The organism is Pontibacillus sp. HMF3514, from assembly GCF_009858175.1.
GTDB lineage: Bacteria > Bacillota > Bacilli > Bacillales > BH030062 > Pontibacillus.
In genome coordinates, this window is sequence record NZ_CP047393.1 from 3,015,665 (window position 1) to 3,037,624 (window position 21,960).

A 21,960-nucleotide genomic window follows, 5' to 3' on the forward strand; every position below is an offset into this window, starting at 1 on the left:
AAAATATACAGTTTCGAACCTGAGAATGCAAAAAAAAGAGCCCACCCCTAAGAGTGCGCTCTCCCAAATATTATTCCTTCACCAACGCATTCAATTCATCCACTTTATCTGTTTGTTCCCATGGGAATTGAACGTCTGTACGGCCAAAGTGTCCGTATGCTGCTGTGTCGCGGTAGATTGGTCGGCGTAGGTCTAGCATCTTGATGATTCCGGCAGGGCGGAGGTCAAAGATTTTGCGAACCGCTTCAACTAGTTTCTCTTCTGATACTGTCCCTGTACCAAATGTATCCACTGAAATCGAAACAGGTTGAGCAACGCCGATCGCGTATGCTAGCTGAACCTCACAAGATTCCGCTAATCCTGCTGCTACAATGTTTTTCGCAACATAGCGTGCCGCATATGCTGCAGAACGGTCAACTTTTGTTGCGTCCTTACCGCTGAAGGCTCCTCCACCATGACGTGCATAACCTCCGTAGGTATCTACTATGAGTTTACGTCCTGTTAGACCCGCATCACCTTGTGGGCCACCGATTACGAATCGGCCAGTTGGATTAATGAAATATTTCGTGTCTTCATCTAGTAATTCTTTTGGTACAACTGGTCCAATAACATGTTCCTTAAGGTCTTCTTGGATTTGTTCTAATGTAACTTCAGGATGGTGCTGAGTTGAGATGACAATCGTATCAATGCGAACTGGCTTGTCGTCTTCATCATACTCAACTGTCACCTGTGTCTTTCCGTCAGGACGCAAGTATTCTAAAGTCTCATCTTTTCGAACATCAGATAAGCGTTTAGATAATTTATGAGCTAGAGAAATTGGTAGTGGCATAAGTTCAGGTGTTTGGTTGGAAGCATATCCAAACATTAGACCTTGGTCTCCTGCCCCAATATTTTCAATTTCTTCATCTGTCATCTGACCTTCACGTGCTTCAAGTGCGGTATTTACTCCTGCAGCGATGTCCGCAGATTGCTCATCAATTGCAGTAAGTACAGCGCATGTTTCTGCGTCAAAACCAAACTTCGCACGCGTGTAACCAATATCTTTAATCGTTTGACGAACAATGGTTTGAATATCTACATATGTGTTTGTAGAAATCTCACCAGAAACTAAAATTAAACCGGTTGTAACCGTTGTCTCGCAAGCTACTCGAGCGTTTGGATCATTTTTTAAAATTTCATCTAAGATTGCGTCAGAAATCTGGTCACAGATTTTGTCTGGATGTCCTTCTGTTACAGATTCTGATGTGAATAAGCGGCGATTTGCAGCCATTCCCTCGAACTCCTCCTTCAAGAAAAACCTTACCTTCATCTAAAAAGATTTTCCCTCATTAATTTTTTAGACGGAACTCATCACCCAGTTTCGTATTCTATGAGATAAAGAGATGGACTTTCACATTAGTTTAAAGTGAAAGGTTCTATTCATTCCTGGTGTGTGTGCAGAAGATATAAACGAATGAAGTATAAAAAAGTAGTTATAAAATAAAAAATCCTTTCCCACTATTTCGAGCAAAGGGAAAGGGATCCATTCGCTCTTATCGTTCAAGGTTATATCACCTTGCATCAGGTTAGCACCTTTTCACCGAAAATGGTGACGGTTGCTGGGCTTCACAGGGGCTGTCCCTCCACCTACTCTGGATAAGAGAGTTTCCGTTCGAAATATATCATATCGTTCTCACATTCTCATGTCAACTTGCGCAGGGTTTTCCCATGCTTAATGAATACTGCATGACCCATTTTCACATTTGGACTTAAAGAGTCGGTAACGATTTTTGGCAATAAATCGATAAACAGGTTTACCAACAATACCAGATTTGGGTATATACATTAGAAGACCAACCACGAATGTTAATGGACATCGAATCAAAATCACTTTCATTGCGTGATATCCAACATGTTCCTTTTGATCTGGAGTAATAGCATGTAGTTCAGCTTTCATAGCCTTTATTTTATCATCAGAAATGGTATGCTTCTGAGTGTACTCTTGTAGAGAGACCCAGGACAACCGATTTAACCAATCCAATTTTTCTACCCACTTCTTAGACTGTTGGCATAAAAAGCAATAACGGTCATACAGTACCATTGTTTTACGCATTTTATTCACAACCTTTATGATGTTATCAATAGTATATCAATAACACCCTCCATAAAGCATTTGATAAATACGAAAATATTAGTATGGACGATTTAGTTAATTGTGTTATACTATTTATACGTAAAATAACATATGCGTCTCATGACGGTTATCATGAAACTTATGGAAAAGGCAGGTTCTTTAAGATGAATACGGTTAATCAAAAATCAAAATTAACGGATTTGTTGGCTCAATCAAATATTTGGAAAAATTTATCTGTTGCTGAATTAGTAGAGAAAGTCCTTCAACGTGGAGAAGGGAGCTTAACAGCTACAGGTGCTGTTTGTGCTGAAACCGGTCGTTATACAGGACGCTCTCCTCAAGATAAATTTATTGTTGAAGATGAAGTTTCTAAAGACCTTGTAGACTGGGGATCTGTAAATCAACCGATCTCTGAAGAAATTTTTGAAGGATTATACGCTAAAGTTCTAAAATATCTAAAAGAAAAAAGTGAACTCTTTGAATTTAAGGGGTTCGCTGGTTCTGATGAAAAATTCCGCTTACCTCTACAGGTAATTAACGAATATGCTTGGCATAATTTATTTGCCCATCAATTGTTTATACGTCCAACAGAGGGTGAGTTGGACAATCATGAAACCGCATTCACGGTAATCTCTGCTCCTTCTTTTAAAGCAGATCCTATGGTTGATGGTACAAAATCTGAAGCATTCATTTTGGTGTCTTTCAAGCATCGTATCGTTTTAATCGGAGGTACAGAATACGCAGGAGAAATTAAAAAATCCATCTTCTCTGTGATGAACTACTTGCTTCCACAGCAAGATGTGCTTCCTATGCACTGCTCTGCTAACGTCGGGCAAGAAGGTGACGTAGCTCTATTCTTTGGACTTTCGGGAACAGGAAAAACAACTTTGTCCGCTGATCCGAACCGTCGTCTAATTGGGGATGATGAGCATGCATGGTCCAATAATGGTGTATTCAACATCGAAGGAGGTTGCTACGCAAAATGTATTAACCTCACTCGTGAAAAAGAGCCACAAATCTATGATGCTATTCGTTTTGGATCTGTTTTAGAAAATGTAAAGGTTGACTCAGATACAAGACACCCAGATTATGACGATACATCCTTAACAGAAAATACACGTGCAGCCTATCCAATCCAAAATATCGATAACATTGTTCAGCCTAGTTTAGCTGGTCACCCAAACACGATCATTTTCCTAACGGCTGATGCATTTGGTGTTCTCCCACCTATCTCAAAATTAACAAAAGAGCAAGCGATGTATCATTTCTTAAGCGGTTATACAAGCAAACTGGCTGGAACGGAACGTGGTGTTACATCTCCAGAAGCAACATTCTCAACTTGCTTTGGATCACCATTCTTACCGCTTCATGCATCCACTTACGCTGAGATGCTTGGTGAGAAAATTGATCAGTTCAATGCAAATGTATTCTTAGTGAATACAGGATGGACTGGCGGACCATATGGTGAAGGTCACAGAATGAAGCTTTCTCATACTAGAGCAATGATTCAAGCAGCTCTTGAAGGAGAATTAAATAACTGTGAAACAGCTAAGGACCCAATCTTTGGATTAACGGTTCCTACTCACTGCCCAGGTGTACCAGATAACGTTCTTATTCCGAAGTCAACTTGGAATGATAAAGAACAGTACACAGAAAAAGCCCAAGAGCTTGCAATGAAATTTCATGATAACTTTAATAAATTCGACGGCCTTAGCGAAGCAATTCGTAATGCTGGTCCAACATATAAAAAATAAATCCATGAAAAAACCGGCTTCCACCAGGAGCCGGTTTTATTCTTCTTTAAGCCATTTGGATAATTGTTCAACTGTTCGTCTGTTAACTGCTGGTGGGAAATAATGATCCAAATCATGATAAATCCAACTCGTAAATGGAATGTCCAATTCACGTAAGCGATCTTCCAGCAAATGAGCATGTTCAACCGAAACATTTTCATCATAAGCCCCATGAATAATTAAAACCGGAGATTTTAATTCATCTAACCCTGATAATGGATTTCTTGCTTCATAACGCTCTGGAAACTTATTCGGAGTACCGCCCACTACACGCTTCAGCATTCTACGTAAATCTTTTCGTTCCTTATAAGTTAACGTTACGTCACTAACGCCTCCCCAACAAACTACTTTATGAATTCCAGGTACTTCTATTGCAGTCCAGAGCCCCATTACGCCACCTCGAGAAAAGCCGAATACATTCACTTCCCCATTTACTTGTGGGTGAGCCTGTAACAGTCTTGCTCCATTATTTGCATCAGCTCGGTCTTTTAAAGCAAAATCTTCTCGTCCTTCTCCTCCTAAATTCCCTCGGTAACACGGCGCAAACACAACAAACCCTTGAGCGGCAAATTGTATAATGCGACCAATTCGTACCTTGCCGACATTTTTTATTCCACCTCTTAAATATAAGAAGCCAGGATAACTCCCCTTTTGTATTGGCTCTACTAAAAACCCCTTCACCCTTAAGCCATCACTCCAATAGGTCACAAGATATACTTTTAAGCTTGGATTCGGAGATGGATAACGTTGTTTTTTAATAATAGTTCCATCAATCATACCATGTCTCCTTTATAAACGAACTTTATATAGGCATTCACACAATTTTTATTATCGGCATACGATAGCTGTAGCTTATATTAATGATCTTACAGGAGGATGACCTGCAATGAAAAAATTACGATTGTTGTTATATGCTTCACTGGTATTTGTACTTATTTTACCCTTAGCTGCGTGTTCTAATGAGTCAACGGAAATAAGAGTGGCTGAAGTAACTCGATCCATTTTCTATGCACCACAATATGTAGCTTTAGAGAAAGGCTTTTTTGAAGAAGAAGGAATTTCAGTAGATTTGAAAACAACCTGGGGTGGAGATAAAACTATGACCACCTTGCTATCTGATGGAGCAGATATTGCCTTAGTTGGATCTGAGACATCTATTTATGTAAAAGCTCGTGGCGCAAATGACCCTGTTATTAACTTCGCCCAACTTACTCAAACAGATGGAACCTTCTTAGTAGCACGCGAAGAACAACCAAACTTTAAATGGGAAGATCTGAAAGGTAGCACTTTCTTAGGTCAACGAAAAGGCGGCATGCCTCAGATGGTAGGAGAATACGTTTTAAAGCAGAAAGGAATCGATCCGCACGAAGACTTGAATCTTATTCAAAATGTCGAATTCGCCAATATTCCAAATGCATTTGCGTCGGGAACAGGTGATTATGTACAGCTTTTCGAACCAACAGCTAGTGTTTTTGAGCGAGAAGGTAAAGGCCATATTGTCGCTTCATTCGGTACAGAATCAGGTCACGTTCCTTATACCGTATTTATGGCCAAACAAAGTTACATGGATGAAAACAAAGAATCCATTGAAAAATTCACACGTGCTCTTCATAAAGCACAAACATGGGTTCAAGAACACAGTGCTAAAGAAATCGCAGAAGTTATCCAGCCCTATTTTGAAGACTCAGACTTAGAGCTTATCGAAATTGTGGCGGAGCGTTATAAAAGCCAAGGCTCTTTCGCTACAGATCCAATCCTAGATGAGGAGGAATGGAACAATCTAAAAGCGATTATGGAAGAAGCAGGTGAGCTACCAGAAGATGTACAACATAACACACTCGTGAATACTGACATCGCTAAGGATGTTATCAAGAAGTAAGGAGGGAGTGCTATGGCATTCCTCGATTTAAAAAATATATCACACCAATACTATTCCAAAAATGGGTTTACAAAAGCGATTGAAGATATTTCACTGTCCGTTGAGGAAGGGTCTTTTGTGTCCTTCCTCGGCCCAAGTGGCTGCGGGAAAACTACACTACTTTCTATCGTTGCCGGATTACTGCAACCAACTGAGGGCCAGGTTTTAATTGACCAAAAACCCTTAAGAGAACAAAAAGCTAGTATTGGTTATATGCTTCAACAAGATTATCTCTTTCCGTGGAAAACAATTGAACAAAACGTTGTGCTAGGTCCATATATTCAAGGAGAGCGATCAGAACTAGTCAAACAAAAAGCCGCCTCGATATTGAGTGAAATAGGATTGGGGAATGTTTTACTATCCTATCCTTCTCAACTATCAGGAGGTATGCGGCAGAGAGTTGCATTAGCCAGAACATTAATGACAGATCCAAAAATCCTTCTACTCGACGAACCCTTCTCTGCTTTAGATTACCAGACGAAGCTTAAATTAGAGGACTTAGTCTCACAAACCTTAAGAAGTTATAACAAAACTTCTCTACTTGTAACCCACGATATTGGAGAAGCGATCGCCATGAGCGATTCCATATATTTATTGAGTGCAAACCCTGGTCGACTTTCAAAAAGATTTGATGTTCCTTCTCACCTAAAAACGTTATCTCCCTTTGATGCAAGGCAACACAATGATTTCAATGCTTTATTTCAAGACATATGGAAGGAGTTGAATAAGCTTGAGTAAAACTCCTTTATCAGATCAAAAGCGTTTCGAGCAATATGAAAAAAGGTTAAAAAAAGAGAAACAATCAATAAGGGTATGGCAGGTTTTCATTTGTGTCCTGTTTTTTGCAGTATGGGAAATGAGCAGCCGTTTGCAGTGGGTGGATCCATTACTTTTCAGCTCTCCATCAAAAATCATTAATCTTTTAGTGAAAAAGTTTACAGACGGAAGCTTGCTTTTGCATATGCAAGTCACCTTATTTGAAACTGTAGCAGGATTCCTAGTAGGTACTTTTCTTGGTATATTGTTAGCTGCGATCCTATGGTGGTTCCCGAAGGTATCCAAAATATCTGATCCTTACCTAGTCATATTAAATGCCATGCCTAAGGTTGCCCTTGGACCTATTATTATCGTAGCCCTTGGACCTGGATACTTTTCAATTATTGCTATGGGGGCAATTATTTCAGTCATCATCACAACGATTGTGGTCTACTCTGCATTCGAGGGTGTCGATGAAAATTATTTAAAAGTATTGAATAGCTTTGGTGCGAATCGCTACCAATGCTTTAAAGAAGCTGTGTTACCTGCATCATTTCCAACGATCATTTCAACGTTTAAAGTAAATGTCGGACTGTCGTGGGTCGGTGTTATTGTAGGAGAATTTCTTGTATCGCAGAAAGGGTTAGGATATCTCATTATATACGGATTCCAAGTTTTCGATTTCACACTCGTGTTATCAAGTCTGATGATGATCGCGATCTTCGCTGCTATTATGTATCAGTTGGTGGAACGATTGGAAAAACGATTAATCAAGCAATAAGTGGAGAGGCTTCTATTAGAGAAAGCCTCTTTTGCATTTATTCAGTTAAATGGCAGTTATCTGGAATAAACTTCTGAGTGAGATGGTGGGTTCGTTGCGTTTGTGAGGCGTGGGGGTCATTGAAACGGCAATACTCCTGCGGAAGACCGTCCAAGCCTCCTCATCCGCTACGCTCCTTGCGGGGTCTTGGCCGCCCTTTCTACCGCGGGAGTTTGCCGTTTCCTTCCCCCCATTGGTATGTAGGTTAACGACCCCAGCTCTAATTAGTTGATCTTCCATAGCGCATCAGAAATATTATATGAAGATCAGAAATGCTATAAACACGCTTTATATCAGGATTCAAACCCTTTTCTATCTTGTAAAGGTGCAACTAAAAAATTCAAATAGACACACTTATTAGGCTGCGGTTCCGTTCATCACCATTCTGCTAAGGTGGGCTGGGAAACGGGCTGACTCCTCCGGAATAACGGGCGAGCGAGACCCCGCAGGGAACGAAGTGAGTGAGGAGGCTCGATCGTTCGTCCGGGGAAAGCAGCCCGTTTCCCAGCCCGCCGCACTCCATTAAAGCAACGGAACCATACGCACATTATCTCGATTCCAAGTCTTCCAGATAAGGGGGCTTTAATGAATAAAGCGTTTATTCTACATCGCACCAAAATTAGCCAATAAAAAACACAGCTCCTTAAAGAAGCTGTGTTTTCTCGATATACTCTAGGCTACGAGGCAAGACCTTATCCTTCATCATAAAGCTATAAGAAGGATTTTTTGCTATCGATTGAGGTAATCGATCTATCAGTACAGGGCCCTTCGTTTCAAAATAGTTTGTTTGTTTAGCCAAATCTGAAATATTCGCAAAATAAATGTTTTTTATAATGCGACCAGCTTTACCATCAACAAAATATTGACCAATATACGTTAGGTCTTCAACGATGCCTCCTGTTTCTTCACGAACCTCTCGAACGGCTGCCTCATATGGGGTTTCCCCTTTTTCCACTTTACCTCCAGGAAACTCTAAGCCGCGATCCTTATGCTTTGTGAGGAGCCATTGCCCCTGATAGCGAGCAATGACCCAAACATGCTTGGGATTCGCTGAAAAAGGATGGTGGGTAAATGAAAGTTTCACCTCATTGTTGTAATAATCATAAAAAGTGTACAAGAACGATCAACTGCCTTTAAATGCTTCATATCCAATGTTATGAGTGCTTAATTTCAATGATCTTCCATTTTCCATCCATTTGTTTAAATGTAAATTCGACCGTGTACGCACCATATAGTTCTGTTTTATTATGTTGTTTCACATGAACTAGTCCATTATCTTGAACTGTTTTTTCATAATCTTTGTCTTGCATGAACCAAGGTGGCGTTTCGGTTGGAACAATAAATAGATCATCATTATATTCTTTATAATAATAATCAATATATTTCTTTGCAAGAGAAGTTGTTGTTATGGATTGAAAAGACTTTATTAATTCGTTTTTACTTTCGAACTCAAGAACTCTGTTTTGATCGTCTGTCTTTTGAACTAATTTCTTCATAAATTGATCAGTTAATTGGACAATATCCTCATGCTTCAAATTCTGCCCTTTGGTAGAATGTGTATTGGTTGTAGCAAGTAGTGTTTTATCTTCTGAATGTTTACGGAAACTAATATCTGCACGATTTGAATGTGATTGTACTTCGTTTCCTTTTGTACCTTCTGCATTAATAGAATATGTGGATTGTTGCATGGTGAACAGGGCTGTCATAACGAAAACCAGTGTCAAGATACCTAATTTTTTTCGTATTGTTGTAGCATTCATGGATGTCTGTCCCCCCCTTTTTTTATCTCATAAGATGCTCTACTTAAATTATTCCTTGTATGAGGGGGAGATAAACATCAAAATCAAAAAATTCACTTTGATGAAACCTAATCGTCTCTCAACCGTACTAATAAATTAGAAATACTTAAGGAGGAAACAAACATGAAAAGATTTATAACAATGGCAGTTAGTGCTATTGCCCTTATACTTGCTCTTGCAGGTTGTTCTGGAGAAGAAAAAAGCCTTCAGGATATCTACAACAATGCGATTGAGGCTAGCAATGAACTAAATAGCTATCAAATGGATATGAACATGGATATGGATATGTCCATGCCTGGTATTCCTGCACAAAAAACAACGATTACTACAAAAGGTAAGGTTGTTATAGATCCTATGGCGCTCCATCAAACTATGGAAATCATGGGTCAATCCGTTGAGATGTATTACACAGAAAATGGCATGTATATGCAACAACCTGGTACAGATCAATGGGTAAAGGCGCCAAAAAGCATGATGGACCAATTAACGCAAATGAGTCAGGCACAGCAAAAACCTGGTGAACAATTGGAACAACTGAAAAAATACGTAGAAGACTTTAATCTAGAAGAGAAAGAAAATAGCTTTGTATTATCCGTCTCCTCTTCTGAAGACAAAATGAAAGGTTTTGTAAAAGAGATGCTCAAGCAAAACCTCCCAAATAACGCTATAAATGACGATGTATTAAAAAACATTTCAATTAAGAAACTAGACTATAAGTTTACGGTTAACAAAGATAACTATTACCCTAAAGCTCTTGATTTAAGCATGGATCTTGAGATCGAACAAAATGGTGAAAAATCTATTATCAAAGAAAAAATTCACGCGACATATAGCAAGTATAATGAAATCGAAGAAATTACTGTTCCAGAAGAAGTTAAAAACAACGCACAAGAAATGCCTATGGGGCCGTCATAAGACGAAACCTATTTTAAAAGTACCCAACATTATAAAGCATGTAAAAAGGCTATGACAGGATGTCATAGCCTTTTTGATTGATTGCTATTTTTTAAGATTCGCTGCCTTTGCATCCTCTTTCAATGCTCTCAGAAGCGACCAAACCATGAAGAGCAGTATGATGGCGAACGGGAAGGCTGACACAATCGCTGCTGTTTGTAACGCACCTAAACCTCCTGAAGCCAATAGAACTGCTGCAATTGCTGCTTGAATAACTCCCCAGCTAAACTTCACTACGTTAGGTGGGTTTAAACTACCGTTTGTCGTCTGCATACCTAAAACAAATGTTGCAGAGTCTGCGGAAGTGATAAAGAATGTGCTAATTAACACAATTGCAATAATGGTTAAAATCATTCCCATAGGAAGTGCTTCAAATGTTCCAAATAGAGCTTGTTCTGCTGGTAAGCTTGTTAAACCGATATCTGGATTATCTAGTTCTTGTTTTAAGCTTGAACCACCGAATACGGCGAACCAGAATGCACTAAAGATACTTGGTACGATTAAAACACCCATAACAAATTCACGGATACTACGCCCTTTTGATACGCGGGCAATAAACGTTCCAACGAATGGAGACCAAGAAATGAACCATGCCCAGTAGAATACTGTCCAACCTTGAATCCATCCATTGTGCTCTGTACTTAACGGAGCCATTTGGAACGTCATCATTGGTAGGTTTTGGAAATAAGCTCCTAATGTTGTAGTGAAAGAATCCATAATAAATACGGTTGGACCTAGCACTAGAGCTGCAGCGACTAACCCAATCGCAAGAACAATATTGATATTACTTAAATACTTAATACCTTTACTTAAGCCGCTCCATGCTGAAATCATAAATAGCACAGTAACGATGGCAATGATAATAAATTGAGTCGTTAAGTTGTTTGGAATTGCTGTAATATAAGATAATCCACCAGCAATTTGTTTAGCTCCAAGGCCAAGCGATGTTGCAACACCAAAAATTGTTGCAAATACAGCAATTACATCAATTGCTTTACCGATTGGTCCGTTCGCACGATCTCCAAGTAACGGTTCGAATGTTGCGGAAATAACACCAGGTACATTACGACGGAATTTGAAATACCCGATCGCTAATGCAATCACAGTATAGATTGCCCATACGTGAAAGCCCCAGTGGAAGAATGCATAACGTAAAGCTTTTTTTGCTGCTTCTGTTGTCTCTGCATCCCCAGTTGGTGGGCTTGCAAAGTGGGCAAGTGGTTCTGCTGACCCCCAGAACACAAGTCCAATTCCCATACCAGCACTAAATAACATAGCAAACCAAGTTACTTTATTATACTCAGGCTTTTCATTAGGTTGGCCTAATCGTAACTTTCCGTAAGGACTGAAAATTAAATATACTGAAAAGATTAGAAATATAGCTACTGTAAGTAAATAAAACCAACCAAACTTAGCTGATAAGAATGCTTGTATCTTTCCTGTTTGATCTCCTAAGTTTTCTGGAGCGATAATTCCCCAAAGGACAAAAACCGCTGCAATTGCAATTGAAATCCAAAATACAGGTGTGACTTTTCTCATGAAATCCCCTTTCATAGGTCATATGTAACAAGATGTAAAGTTTAAACTGTACATTTGATACAAACGATTTGTTCCGGATGTAAGTTTAACATTTTTCATACCAAAGTCAACGATTAAGACTAAAACTATATAAAATTTTGTTGAAAAATGTCGAATGCTTCTGTACTATAAGAAGCTTTATAAATACTGATTTCTCAGTGATTTAAGATGTAATCAGCTCCTTTATAAAATTTAAGAATATATGGCGATATGTCGATAAACTCGTTTGTTAAAATCTTAAGTTTAAAGAGCAAAAAACCCTTTGGATTATTCCAAAGGGTTTTTCTCATCATAAACTTCATCTGGTTCTTCATCCTGTTTCATACCAATTTCTTCGATGAAAGCTTTTGTTTTTTCATCGCCCAGATCATAAATCATTTGATAAGCATGTCTCATCTCATAATCATATTCATCATTATCCTCATCCTTTGAATAATGACGGAAAGGAATATGTGACCTCCAAAATGATCGTTCATCAGCATTGAATACTTCATTCAAAACCTGACGTAAACGGAACATCTCTTCCTCTGTGGCCTGAATCGTAAAAGCATCATTGTTCCCTTCTTTAATTTGAGAAATCTCTTGTGAACCTAAATTTATATAGAACGTTTTCTTCTCTTCTTCCATCTTTTTCACCCTCCTAGTGTTACTTTTTACTTTCTTTTTAATAATTATGAACAACATTTCTAAAAACTTGCATAAGGTAATGTACAAAGTGAGGGTTTTACTAAGAGAAAGGAAGATAAAGATGAAGTTTGCTGATGACCTTTTAGCGTTATATAAAAAACACTTTTCAAAAGAAGACCATTTACCGATTTTTGTTTATTCCATATTAGAACAGTTAGACCACGAGGATTTGATTCACATACTGCAAGACTGCAAAAAAGAGGAACTTCAAGACCTTGTTGCTTCATCCGTTCTAGAGTATATTGATACAAATAAAAAGAAAACGCTTACACCAACACCTTTTCAGCCTATTGAACAAAAAAGGAAGAAAATTCATTGAAACCCTTAATACACATTTTTGTAAAACTTTTAGTATAAAAGTTGCATAAATCTCTCAATAAAGGTATATTTTTGTGCAAAATACGATATAATAGAGGTAAGATAAGACTTATTGGTTGTCAGTTATCTTTAACTCTCCTATAAAAAGAGCGCATGGACGTCACCTGCGCTCTTTTTTGTGTTCATTTCTAGTCTATTATCTATTAACTGACTATTAGACATCTCTAGATTTCCCCATATTAAAAAGCCCTCAACCATTAAGGACGGTTTGGGCATGTTCGGCAATATTTACTTTCATCATTCATTCTATAAGTAAGACAACATAACTTTCTCATATGAGCTCCATCAGGCTGACAAGGCTGGTATTGTAGTTGAGCAAGTGGGTTACGTTTACTTTGAAAGATTTCTCCACTCAGATCATCTTTAATCACTTTAAAATCCTCTTGAGCCCGTCTCTGGACCTCTTCATTTGCTATCTTAGAATAATACTGTTCATAAAACCAATAGATATAAATAGCTAAGTTCTCCCACATCGTTTTCATAGGTAATTTCGTAATTTGATGGACATTTTGAAATAGTGGAAGAATCATTTCTTTAATTAAAAGCGTAACCTGTTCTTTAACCCACTCTTCACGGTCTTGATCTTCTTGAACACTATTTAGGGCATTGTCATTCTTCCACTTAGGAAACCAAAGGGAGTTTTCATCTAAACGGATCATCTGAATACCTTTTTTATCGATGCCAGGCATTTTGGAAAATAAGGTCATGGGTACCAAATAAGTCGTAACCATATAAATACCAATACGCTTTGAAAACATTGAAGCAGTCGCAAGCTTATCCTCAGATTCCCAATACACGTGTAGTTTATCTAAAAGAACTTGAAGTCCTTCTTTTGTGTATAACTCTTCCCCATACACAATATCAAGTGGCTTTTCATGGTCATCTACTATTGGATTATAATATTTAAAATGTTCACTTAGCAGCTGGACCTCTTCTTGATCTAAATAAGAAGCCATAATATCACCCACTTTGTCTTTGCTGCTGAATGAGACAACGACCCCTTCCATGTGGAATACACATTGGCGTCCCGAATAAAGGATCTGTCATAACATTGCATGTCATCTCAAAAACGTCCTGGACGAATTGACATGTCACTACATCTTCTGGTTTACCTTGTGCATAAATGCCACGTTCTTTAAGGGCAACGATATGATTCGCATACCGAGATGCTAAGTTCAGATCATGTAAAACCATCACAATGGTCTTACCTTCTCGCTCATTTAGTTCAAATAATAAGTCCAGAATCTCAATTTGATACGTCATATCCAAGTACGTAGTCGGCTCATCAAGGAGGATAATGTCCGTATCCTGAGCTAAGGTCATGGCAATCCATGCACGTTGACGTTGGCCACCTGATAGCGAATCGACACTACGTTCCTTGAATTCTGTCATATTGGTAACACGAAGCGCCTCTTCTACAGCTTCTTCGTCCTCATTGGACCACTGCTTAAACCATGATTGGTATGGATATCTGCCTTGCTTCACTAGTTGAAGCACGGTCAAACCTTCTGGGGTTACTGGGCTTTGTGGTAAAATGGCTAATTGCTTTGCTACTTCTTTTGTAGATAGCTTTGCAATAGCTTCACCATCAAGAACTACCTCTCCATCCTTCGGTTTTAATAAACGAGCCATGGAACGAAGTAACGTTGACTTTCCGCAACCATTTCCCCCAACAAAAACCGTGATTTCACCTTCAGGAATATCAATATCAAGAGAGTCAATAATCGTTTCCTCTCCATAACCTAATATTAAATCTTTCGTTGTTAAAGAGTTCATGTCCATCTCTCCTTTTATGACCTCTTACTTCTGAAAAGTAAGTAGATGAAGTAAGGGGCACCTATCGAAGCTGTAAATACACCAGCCGGCACTTCAAGCGGAAGAAAAGCAGTACGCCCAATTAAGTCAGCCCCCATAACAAGGATACCTCCAATTAGGGCCGATATTGGAATAAGTGCACCATACGAAGAACCTACAAGTCTTCTTGCAATATGTGGTGCCATTAATCCAACAAACCCAACTCCGCCTGCAAACGAAACAGCAACACCTGCAAGTGCTGTACTTATGATTAGAAATAATAAACGATCACGTTGTAAGTGTGATCCCACTCCAGCTGCAAGATCATCTCCAAGCTCCTGGACGTTAATTCTTCTTGCAATCAATAACGATATGGTTACTAAAACGAGTATTACCGGGGCAATTATATTTACATGGTCCCAATTCGCTCCATAAACACTCCCTGTTAACCAGATGTTAGCTTGAGAAGCCCGATAGATCGGACCTAGAATCATACCCAATGTTGTTAAGGCTTGTGTTAAGGTGGACAATCCGATTCCTATTAAAATGATTCTAATCGGAGATACACCGTCTTGATACGCTAATATATAAACAAGCAACCCAATAATCATGGCGCCTAAAAACGCAGCAACAGGTTGCCAATGAATACTTACGGATAACGAATCACTTTTGTCACTAAATATCGTTAGGAACATCACTACGGCAAAAGATCCGCCTCCAGTAATTCCTATGATATCAGGTGATGCAAGTGGGTTTCGTATCATCCCTTGCAATATAGCCCCACTTGTAGCAAGGCCAATCCCAACAAATAAAGCAACTAATAACCTAGGAAGTCTAAGTGTTGTAATAATGAAGGAATGCATTTTTTCACCGTTACCCATTAAAACCTGGAATACATCACTTGGATAAACAATGTATTCACCAAGCGAAACAGATAGGTAGGCAATGATTAAGGCTACTAAGAAAAATAAACTAAAATATCCTAATCCTTTTTTATCTAAGAAGAAAGAGAAACGATTTGTTCGAAATGAAATATACTTTCTCATGTGGATTTCAATCCTTTACGAGCGATATAAATGAAGAATGGTGTACCAATGATCGCTGTCATCACTCCGACAGGAACCTCTTGTGGCATGATGACAAAACGCGCACTGACATCTGCTAGTAGAAGTAAAATTCCACCGAGAATTGCAGTGTATGGTAACAGCCATCTGTAATCATAGCCAACTATACTTCGTGCAAAGTGAGGTACTACAATCCCGATAAACCCTATTGGCCCGGCTATAGCCACTGCTCCACCGGCTAAAAGTACGATTAAAATGCCTGCACCTACTTTGATCCATCCTGTCTTCTGTCCAAGTCCTTTAGCTACATCTTCACCCATCGTTAAGATGTTGATGTGTCTGCTAATAAGAAGTGTTCCAATCCATGCGGCCACAAAGTAAGGAAAGATAGATTGAAGATATTCTATATTCCTTCCTTGAATGGAACCAGCTAGCCATAAAAGCACTTCATCTAAAGCTTTTTCATTTAATACGAGGATCCCTTGAGTAAAAGAACTAAACAATCCAGCTATTGCAGCTCCAGCTAAAGTGAGACGAACCGGCGTTAGGCCTTCTCGACCATAGGAACCGATTGCATAAACGATAACCGCCGCAAAAGCTGCACCTGCAAATGAAATCCAAGCCATTTGACTTAGTGGAAGTGTTCTAGAAAAAGCAACGGCGAGGACGACAAAGAAAGATGCTCCTGCATTAACTCCAAAAATCCCAGGAGAAGCCAGTGGGTTCCGTGTAAGTGCTTGCATAAGTGCGCCAGCTATAGCGAGTGATGCACCAACACAAGTCGCCATAAGGACTCTTGATAATCGCTCGTTTCGAATGACAATGTGCGTATTGGATCCATCAAATGCGGTAAAAGCCTGGTACACATCCATATATGAAACGTCTGTATATCCTAAGACTAAGCTCAGCCACATACATATCAATAAAATGATTGTACCGATGAAAAATCCAATGCCTTTTAATCTTGTTGACTCGAATAACATGGTCGTTTCTCCTTAAAATACAAACGTTCTAACACTTTTAAGTGTAGGAGTCTATAGGCATTGTGTCAACGATTTTGAGAATCATTTTCAATAATTGTTGAAATTTATTCTCATTTAGTATTGACGGGTAATCCTCTATAGGCTAATATACTAATTGGTATTGAGAATCATAATCAATTAGGAGGACATAACTATGAAAATCTCATTAAAAGGCTTTATACTTACATTTATATTGGTATTAGGCGCAAGCATGCTAGCTGCATGTGGATCTGCTAACGAAGAATCATCAGATAATCAATCTCAGTCTGATTCCAATAAAGAAAAAGAAAGCAATTTCGAACCATATACAGTAGAACATGCTATGGGTGAAACAACAGTTAAAGAAAAGCCAGAAAAGGTTGTTATCCTTACAAACGAAGGTACAGAAGCATTACTATCACTTGGGGTTAAACCAGTAGGCGCGGTTAAATCATGGACAGGCGATCCTTGGTATGACCATATTTCCGACAAAATGGAAGGCGTTGAAGTTGTTGGTACTGAATCTAACGTAAACATTGAGAAAATCGCTTCACTAAATCCTGATCTTATTATCGGGAACAAACTTCGCCAAGAAAAAATTTATGAACAACTTAATGAGATTGCACCGACAATCTTCTCCGAAACACTTAAAGGTGAATGGCAAGAGAACTTCAAAGTATATGCTAAAGCTCTAAACAAGCAAGAAAAAGGTCAAGAACTTCTCAAGCAATTTGATGAAAGCTTAAACAACTTTGCAGAAAAAGCTGGTGACAAACTAAACCAAAAAGTTTCTGTTGTTCGTTTCTTACCTGACCATGCCCGTATTTATATGAAAGATTCTTTCTCAGGAGTAATCCTAGAGAAAATTGGTTTTGAGCGTCCAGCTCCACAAGATAAAAACAAATTCATGGAAAAAGCTACGAAAGAACGCATCCCAGACATGGATGGTGACATCATGTTCTACTTCACCTATGAAACGGGTGATGGTGCAGCAACTCAACTTGAAGAAGAGTGGACAAATGATCCATTATTCAAGAACTTAGAAGTTTCTAAACAAGAAAATGTTCACAAAGTAAGTGACGCAATCTGGAACACAGCTGGCGGAATACTTGCAGCTCGTGAAATGGTTAATGACTTAGAAGAAATTATGCTTAAAGACGAAGAATAAACCCATTTAAAAAGCTTGCCTCTATACAGGGGCAAGCTTTTTTACATTTAACTATCTTCCATTAAAGCCCCCTTATCTGGAAGACTTGATTTCGAGATAAGGTGAGTATGGTTCCGTTGCTTTAATGGAGTGCGGCGGGCTGGGAAACGGGCTGCTTTCCCCGGACGAACGATCGAGCCTCCTCATCCGCTACGCTTCTTGCGGGGTCTCGCTCGCCCGTTTTTCCGGAGGAGTCAGCCCGTTTCCCAGCCCACCTTAGCCGTAATGAGATTAACGGAACCGCAGCGTAATAAGTGTTTCTGTTTGGTATTTGTTAGTTGCACCTTAACAAGATAAAAGAGGGTTAGAGTCCTGAGATAAAGCGTTTTTATGGCATTTCTGATCTACATATAATACTTTTGATGCGCTATGGAAGATCAACTAATTAGAGCTGGGGTCGTTAACCTACATTCCAATGGGGGGAAGGAAACGGCAAACTCCCGCGGTAGAAAGGGCGGCCGAGACCCCGCAAGGAGCGTAGCGGATGAGGAGGCTTGGACGGTCTTCCGCAGGAGTATTGCCGTTTCAATGACCCCCACGCCTCACAAAAGCAACGAACCCACCCTCTCACTCAGATGCTTATTCCAGATTACTGCCATAAAACTGAATAAGTCCCTAAGCAAAGCCTTATAACTGAAAACCATATGTTTCTTTCGTAATTGACTCCAAATAGGATCGATCAATCTCGTATCCTATTCCATCTTGTTGTTGCACCTGAACTCTCCCCTCTTCTACCGTAACCTCAGGTACTATAACATCTTGATACCAATATCTCGACGAAGCTGATATATCACCTGGGATTGTAAAGCCTGGTAGAGAGGCAAGTGCAATATTGTGCGCACGGGATATACCTGTCTCAAGCATCCCACCACACCAAACAGGAATATCATGCTTCATACATAAGTCATGAATTCTGATCGCTTCTGTTAACCCTCCAACTCGTCCAATTTTAATGTTAATGGTTTTACAAGCTCCTAGTTGTATAGCTTGATAAGCATCATGCTCATTAGTGATGCTCTCATCAAGACATATAGGAGTGTTCATTTTTTGTTGCAGCTGTTGATGAAGATAAAAATCTCCCGCTTCAAAAGGTTGCTCAATCATTAGAAGCCCTAAATCATCTAAAGATGCTAAATGAGATATATCCTCTTCTGTATAAGCGCCATTACCATCAAACATAACAGAAGCATTCGGAGCTAGTTCACGAACGAGTTCCACATCTTCTCGTTCTCTTCCTTTACGTACTTTTATTTTAAAGCGCTCATATCCCTCATCTAAATAATAAGGCATAAGCTCTTCCAATTTATCATCTAGACTTAAAACAACACCTGTATGTAATGAATCATGGACTCCACCTATTACTTGAGATAAAGGAACTCCTTTTTGTTTTGCATATAAATCCCACACCGCTCCTTCAAGTCCAGCTTTAGCCATTTCATTACCTTGATAAGGTTTCAAGCACTCGTAAATATCGCTTGGGTGTGATATCTCCTCATTTTTAATATCTGGTAAAAAGACATCTCGCATCATGTGCCAGGAAGTTTCCACGGTTTCAGCAGTATAAAAAGGCGATGAGAATGCAACGCCTTCCCCCCATCCACTGACACCATCTTCATCGGTCATTTCTACAAGAATACCCTCACGATTATGAACCGCGCCAGCATGTGTACGAAATGGAGACTTTAATTTCATAGCTATTTTATATAATTTGATTTCCCTTACTCTCATTCCATGTGTCTCCTCTGCTTTAGCCAGTGCACCAATTCTCTTCTTAAAACTTTATTTGAAGCATTTCGTGGAAGATGATCTACAAAATAGATTTCTTTAGGAACTTTATATTTTGCTAATTTCTCTCCGCAATACTTTACAACCAAATCTTGGTCCAAATCTGCCTGGTGGTCCCCAACTATAAAAGCAACAGGTACCTCTCCCCACTCGCTACTTTCTTTACCGATTACACCAGCTTCAATCACTCCATCAATGCCACTTAACACACTTTCAATTTCAGCAGGGTAAATGTTCTCCCCCCCTGAAATAATAAGGTCCTTACGACGGTCCACGACATAAAGAAAACCTTCTTCATCAACATAACCCAGATCCCCCGTTGCGAGCCAGCCATCTTTTATCGTTTCCTCATTTGTTTCAGGTCGTTTAAAGTACCCTTCTGTTACCATAGGTCCTTTTACCGTAATTTCTCCTACTTCATTGGCACCAGCTTCACGTTCTTCAATTTGAATGGAGAGTTGAGCAGGGAAAAGTGCCTTTCCAGCAGATCCGAGTTTCTTCAGCGCATCTCCAGGACTGAGGGTCACAATTTGTGAGGAGGTTTCTGTCATACCGTACGTTTGAAAAACAGGTATCTCTTTCGCTTTCGCCTTTTCCAACAACGGTTTAGGAGCTGGTCCACCTCCTAAGAGCATGCAACGAAAAGCTTCTGGGTAACGCTCCTCACCTAAACGGTCTAGCAAACGATTCAATATAACCGATACAACTGAAACCATGGTTACGCCTTCATTCATGATCGCATTATGAACACGCTCCGTCTCAAAAGCGGAAAGAAGATATACTGGCATACCATATATGACACTCTTCATTAAGATCGAAAGTCCACCAACATGAAATAATGGAAGAGCAGCTAACCATTTATCATTATCGCTTAGTCCTAAATTCAAAGCAGAACTAACTGCACTCCACCAGTGATTTCCATAGGTTAAAACCACCCCTTTTGGCGAACCAGTAGTACCAGATGTATATAAAATTGTGTAGGGTTTATCTTGAGGAAGTTCTGTGTAAAACGAGCAAGGCTCCGGTTCTAGTTGAAATAGATCATTAAATGAAATGAGTCTTGTAGTTGAAGGAATATCTTGAATGTCTGGGATATCGCCATCATGAATAATATTCGAACATTCAGCATCAGAGACTTGAAATGAAATCTCTTTAGCAGTTAAACGAGTATTTAACATAACACCTACGGCTCCCAAGTAAGTTAGAGCATGGACTAAGCAGACCATTTCCACACTATTTTTATGATAAATCGCGACATGGTCTCCATCATGAACTCCAAGCGCATGTAATTGAGAAGATAGGGTTTTAGCTTTGTGTTGTAAATCTTGAAATGAATACGTATTCCCTTCAAAAATGATCGCTGTGTCATCTGGACTTAAAAATGCTCGCTTCTCTAACCAATGCGGAATCATTTCAGTACTCATAGGATCGATCCTTTCTAATTAAAATAAGAAAACCCTTGCTTGAGCAAGGGCTTAATCTTTTTATGGGAAACGAGGGAATTGTTTGAAGTCTGGCTTACGTTTTTCTTTAAACGCATCGCGACCTTCTTTTGCCTCTTCTGTTGTGTAATAAAGTAACGTAGCGTCTCCGCCCATTTGCTGAAGACCTGCTAATCCATCAGTATCTGCGTTGAAAGATGCTTTTAAGAAACGTAGCGCTGTCGGAGACTTCTCAAGCATCTCTTCACACCATTGAACCGTTTCTTCTTCAAGCTTGTCCACAGGAACAACTGTATTTACAAGTCCCATGTCTTCTGCTTCCTTAGCCGTATATTGACGGCATAAGTACCAAATTTCACGAGCTTTCTTATGACCAACCATACGAGCGAGTAGGCCAGCACCATATCCAGCATCAAAGCTACCTACTTTCGGACCTGTTTGACCGAAGATCGCATTATCTGCTGCAATCGTTAAGTCACACACGACATGGAGTACATGTCCTCCTCCAATAGCGTAACCAGATACCATTGCTACTACCGGTTTAGGAATAACACGGATTAAACGTTGTAAATCAAGTACATTTAAACGTGGAATCTCATCTTCTCCAACATAACCGCCATGCCCGCGTACTTTCTGGTCACCACCAGCACAGAATGCATCGTCGCCAGCACCTGCCAACACGATTACACCAATACTAGAATCGTCGCGAGCATATGCAAATGCATCAAGCAACTCTTGTACTGTATGTGGTCGGAATGCATTGCGTACCTCAGGACGGTTAATTGTAATTTTCGCAATACCATTATAAGTCTGGTATAAAATATCATCATAATGACGTTCATTTACCCATTCAACTGTCATATGATCTCCT

At 39.4% G+C, this 21,960-nt stretch carries 21 protein-coding genes and 1 riboswitch; of the genes, 7 read left to right on the plus strand and 14 right to left on the minus strand.

The features are described 5' to 3' along the window. Positions 1 to 70: 70 nt before the first annotated feature. Together metK and GS400_RS15465 are read right to left on the minus strand one after the other, a co-directional pair. Positions 71 to 1,270, minus strand: coding sequence for a methionine adenosyltransferase (gene metK / locus GS400_RS15460; protein WP_160103245.1), 1,200 nt, complete (start codon positions 1,268 to 1,270; stop codon positions 71 to 73). Between the two features lie 259 nt (positions 1,271 to 1,529). Further along, positions 1,530 to 1,642, minus strand: a riboswitch (SAM riboswitch). A gap of 69 nt (positions 1,643 to 1,711) precedes the next feature. Then, on the minus strand, positions 1,712 to 2,092 hold the full coding sequence (locus GS400_RS15465; RefSeq protein WP_160103247.1) for a thiol-disulfide oxidoreductase DCC family protein: 381 nt from the start codon (positions 2,090 to 2,092) through the stop codon (positions 1,712 to 1,714). A 185-nt stretch (positions 2,093 to 2,277) separates the two neighbouring features. Here GS400_RS15465 and pckA point away from each other — a divergent pair, with 185 nt between their 5' ends. Then, positions 2,278 to 3,867 (plus strand): phosphoenolpyruvate carboxykinase (ATP), encoded by a 1,590-nt coding sequence (gene pckA / locus GS400_RS15470; RefSeq protein ID WP_160104654.1) that lies wholly within the window; start codon positions 2,278 to 2,280, stop codon positions 3,865 to 3,867. A 36-nt stretch (positions 3,868 to 3,903) separates the two neighbouring features. Here the strand turns inward: pckA and GS400_RS15475 are convergent, their stop codons facing one another. Further along, positions 3,904 to 4,680 carry an alpha/beta hydrolase family protein gene (locus GS400_RS15475; RefSeq protein ID WP_160104655.1) on the minus strand — a complete coding sequence of 259 codons (777 nt, stop codon included), beginning with the start codon at positions 4,678 to 4,680 and terminating at the stop codon, positions 3,904 to 3,906. Positions 4,681 to 4,792: 112 nt separating this feature from the next. Between GS400_RS15475 and GS400_RS15480 the strand changes: the two genes are divergently transcribed. From GS400_RS15480 to GS400_RS15490, 3 genes are read left to right on the plus strand one after another with little or no spacing between them, the layout of a single operon-like run. After that, complete coding sequence (locus GS400_RS15480) at positions 4,793 to 5,785, plus strand: ABC transporter substrate-binding protein (RefSeq protein ID WP_160103249.1); 993 nt, start codon at positions 4,793 to 4,795, stop codon at positions 5,783 to 5,785. A gap of 12 nt (positions 5,786 to 5,797) precedes the next feature. After that, a complete protein-coding gene (locus GS400_RS15485) occupies positions 5,798 to 6,562 on the plus strand; it encodes an ABC transporter ATP-binding protein (protein ID WP_160103251.1) in 765 nt (254 codons plus the stop codon). Next, positions 6,555 to 7,361, plus strand: coding sequence for an ABC transporter permease (locus GS400_RS15490; RefSeq protein WP_160103253.1), 807 nt, complete (start codon positions 6,555 to 6,557; stop codon positions 7,359 to 7,361). The genes GS400_RS15485 and GS400_RS15490 overlap by 8 nt, the downstream gene beginning before the upstream one ends. Before the next feature lie 682 nt (positions 7,362 to 8,043). Here the strand turns inward: GS400_RS15490 and ytkD are convergent. Both ytkD and GS400_RS15500 read right to left on the minus strand, forming a co-directional pair. Further along, a complete protein-coding gene (gene ytkD / locus GS400_RS15495) occupies positions 8,044 to 8,517 on the minus strand; it encodes an RNA deprotection pyrophosphohydrolase (protein ID WP_160103255.1) in 474 nt (157 codons plus the stop codon). Between the two features lie 37 nt (positions 8,518 to 8,554). After that, positions 8,555 to 9,160: a hypothetical protein gene (locus GS400_RS15500; RefSeq protein WP_160103257.1), complete on the minus strand. Its 606-nt coding sequence runs from the start codon at positions 9,158 to 9,160 to the stop codon at positions 8,555 to 8,557. A gap of 162 nt (positions 9,161 to 9,322) precedes the next feature. Between GS400_RS15500 and GS400_RS15505 the strand changes: the two genes are divergently transcribed. Further along, the gene (locus GS400_RS15505) at positions 9,323 to 10,114 is read left to right on the plus strand and encodes a DUF6612 family protein (protein ID WP_160103259.1); all 792 of its coding nucleotides are present in this window, start codon (positions 9,323 to 9,325) and stop codon (positions 10,112 to 10,114) included. A gap of 84 nt (positions 10,115 to 10,198) precedes the next feature. On the opposite strand, the gene GS400_RS15510 is transcribed toward GS400_RS15505, so the two are convergent. Further along, entirely contained in the window at positions 10,199 to 11,692 is a 1,494-nt protein-coding gene (locus GS400_RS15510) for a glycine betaine uptake BCCT transporter (RefSeq protein ID WP_160103261.1), read from the minus strand. 306 nt (positions 11,693 to 11,998) lie between these two features. Beyond that, a complete protein-coding gene (locus GS400_RS15515; protein WP_160103263.1) occupies positions 11,999 to 12,358 on the minus strand; it encodes a hydrolase in 360 nt (119 codons plus the stop codon). Between the two features lie 121 nt (positions 12,359 to 12,479). Between GS400_RS15515 and GS400_RS15520 the strand changes: the two genes are divergently transcribed. Then, positions 12,480 to 12,737 (plus strand): DUF6154 family protein, encoded by a 258-nt coding sequence (locus tag GS400_RS15520; RefSeq protein ID WP_160103265.1) that lies wholly within the window; start codon positions 12,480 to 12,482, stop codon positions 12,735 to 12,737. Positions 12,738 to 12,993: 256 nt separating this feature from the next. Here the strand turns inward: GS400_RS15520 and GS400_RS15525 are convergent, their stop codons facing one another. The 4 genes from GS400_RS15525 to GS400_RS15540 are packed head-to-tail and all read right to left on the minus strand — an operon-like array spanning position 12,994 to position 16,637. Further along, positions 12,994 to 13,752 (minus strand): IucA/IucC family C-terminal-domain containing protein, encoded by a 759-nt coding sequence (locus GS400_RS15525; RefSeq protein WP_160103267.1) that lies wholly within the window; start codon positions 13,750 to 13,752, stop codon positions 12,994 to 12,996. Positions 13,753 to 13,756: 4 nt separating this feature from the next. Then, positions 13,757 to 14,572 (minus strand): ABC transporter ATP-binding protein, encoded by an 816-nt coding sequence (locus GS400_RS15530; protein ID WP_027448880.1) that lies wholly within the window; start codon positions 14,570 to 14,572, stop codon positions 13,757 to 13,759. Between the two features lie 14 nt (positions 14,573 to 14,586). Beyond that, positions 14,587 to 15,636: a FecCD family ABC transporter permease gene (locus GS400_RS15535; protein ID WP_160103269.1), complete on the minus strand. Its 1,050-nt coding sequence runs from the start codon at positions 15,634 to 15,636 to the stop codon at positions 14,587 to 14,589. Further along, positions 15,633 to 16,637 (minus strand): FecCD family ABC transporter permease, encoded by a 1,005-nt coding sequence (locus tag GS400_RS15540; RefSeq protein ID WP_160103271.1) that lies wholly within the window; start codon positions 16,635 to 16,637, stop codon positions 15,633 to 15,635. Before GS400_RS15540 ends, GS400_RS15535 begins: the two co-directional genes overlap by 4 nt. Before the next feature lie 193 nt (positions 16,638 to 16,830). On the opposite strand from GS400_RS15540, the gene GS400_RS15545 reads away from it, so the two are divergent. After that, on the plus strand, positions 16,831 to 17,823 hold the full coding sequence (locus GS400_RS15545; RefSeq protein WP_160103273.1) for an ABC transporter substrate-binding protein: 993 nt from the start codon (positions 16,831 to 16,833) through the stop codon (positions 17,821 to 17,823). Between the two features lie 666 nt (positions 17,824 to 18,489). On the opposite strand, the gene menC is transcribed toward GS400_RS15545, so the two are convergent. The 3 genes from menC to menB are packed head-to-tail and all read right to left on the minus strand — an operon-like array spanning position 18,490 to position 21,950. Beyond that, the gene (gene menC, locus GS400_RS15550; protein ID WP_160103275.1) at positions 18,490 to 19,590 is read right to left on the minus strand and encodes an o-succinylbenzoate synthase; all 1,101 of its coding nucleotides are present in this window, start codon (positions 19,588 to 19,590) and stop codon (positions 18,490 to 18,492) included. After that, entirely contained in the window at positions 19,587 to 21,071 is a 1,485-nt protein-coding gene (locus tag GS400_RS15555; protein WP_160103277.1) for an o-succinylbenzoate--CoA ligase, read from the minus strand. The genes menC and GS400_RS15555 overlap by 4 nt, the downstream gene beginning before the upstream one ends. 60 nt (positions 21,072 to 21,131) lie before the next feature. Then, on the minus strand, positions 21,132 to 21,950 hold the full coding sequence (menB, locus tag GS400_RS15560) for a 1,4-dihydroxy-2-naphthoyl-CoA synthase (protein WP_160103279.1): 819 nt from the start codon (positions 21,948 to 21,950) through the stop codon (positions 21,132 to 21,134). Positions 21,951 to 21,960: the final 10 nt, after the last annotated feature.

Coding starts and splice junctions, on each gene's coding strand:
- GS400_RS15535 (WP_160103269.1), bottom strand. CDS start 15,636: ATGAGAAAGTATATTTCATTTCGAACAAATCGTTTCTCTTTCTTCTTA.
- GS400_RS15480 (WP_160103249.1), top strand. CDS start 4,793: ATGAAAAAATTACGATTGTTGTTATATGCTTCACTGGTATTTGTACTT.
- GS400_RS15525 (WP_160103267.1), bottom strand. CDS start 13,752: ATGGCTTCTTATTTAGATCAAGAAGAGGTCCAGCTGCTAAGTGAACAT.
- GS400_RS15530 (WP_027448880.1), bottom strand. CDS start 14,572: ATGAACTCTTTAACAACGAAAGATTTAATATTAGGTTATGGAGAGGAA.
- GS400_RS15485 (WP_160103251.1), top strand. CDS start 5,798: ATGGCATTCCTCGATTTAAAAAATATATCACACCAATACTATTCCAAA.
- GS400_RS15555 (WP_160103277.1), bottom strand. CDS start 21,071: ATGAGTACTGAAATGATTCCGCATTGGTTAGAGAAGCGAGCATTTTTA.
- GS400_RS15520 (WP_160103265.1), top strand. CDS start 12,480: ATGAAGTTTGCTGATGACCTTTTAGCGTTATATAAAAAACACTTTTCA.
- menB (WP_160103279.1), bottom strand. CDS start 21,950: ATGACAGTTGAATGGGTAAATGAACGTCATTATGATGATATTTTATAC.
- metK (WP_160103245.1), bottom strand. CDS start 1,270: ATGGCTGCAAATCGCCGCTTATTCACATCAGAATCTGTAACAGAAGGA.
- GS400_RS15500 (WP_160103257.1), bottom strand. CDS start 9,160: ATGAATGCTACAACAATACGAAAAAAATTAGGTATCTTGACACTGGTT.
- GS400_RS15510 (WP_160103261.1), bottom strand. CDS start 11,692: ATGAGAAAAGTCACACCTGTATTTTGGATTTCAATTGCAATTGCAGCG.
- GS400_RS15505 (WP_160103259.1), top strand. CDS start 9,323: ATGAAAAGATTTATAACAATGGCAGTTAGTGCTATTGCCCTTATACTT.
- GS400_RS15515 (WP_160103263.1), bottom strand. CDS start 12,358: ATGGAAGAAGAGAAGAAAACGTTCTATATAAATTTAGGTTCACAAGAG.
- pckA (WP_160104654.1), top strand. CDS start 2,278: ATGAATACGGTTAATCAAAAATCAAAATTAACGGATTTGTTGGCTCAA.
- GS400_RS15540 (WP_160103271.1), bottom strand. CDS start 16,637: ATGTTATTCGAGTCAACAAGATTAAAAGGCATTGGATTTTTCATCGGT.
- GS400_RS15465 (WP_160103247.1), bottom strand. CDS start 2,092: ATGCGTAAAACAATGGTACTGTATGACCGTTATTGCTTTTTATGCCAA.
- GS400_RS15545 (WP_160103273.1), top strand. CDS start 16,831: ATGAAAATCTCATTAAAAGGCTTTATACTTACATTTATATTGGTATTA.
- menC (WP_160103275.1), bottom strand. CDS start 19,590: ATGAGAGTAAGGGAAATCAAATTATATAAAATAGCTATGAAATTAAAG.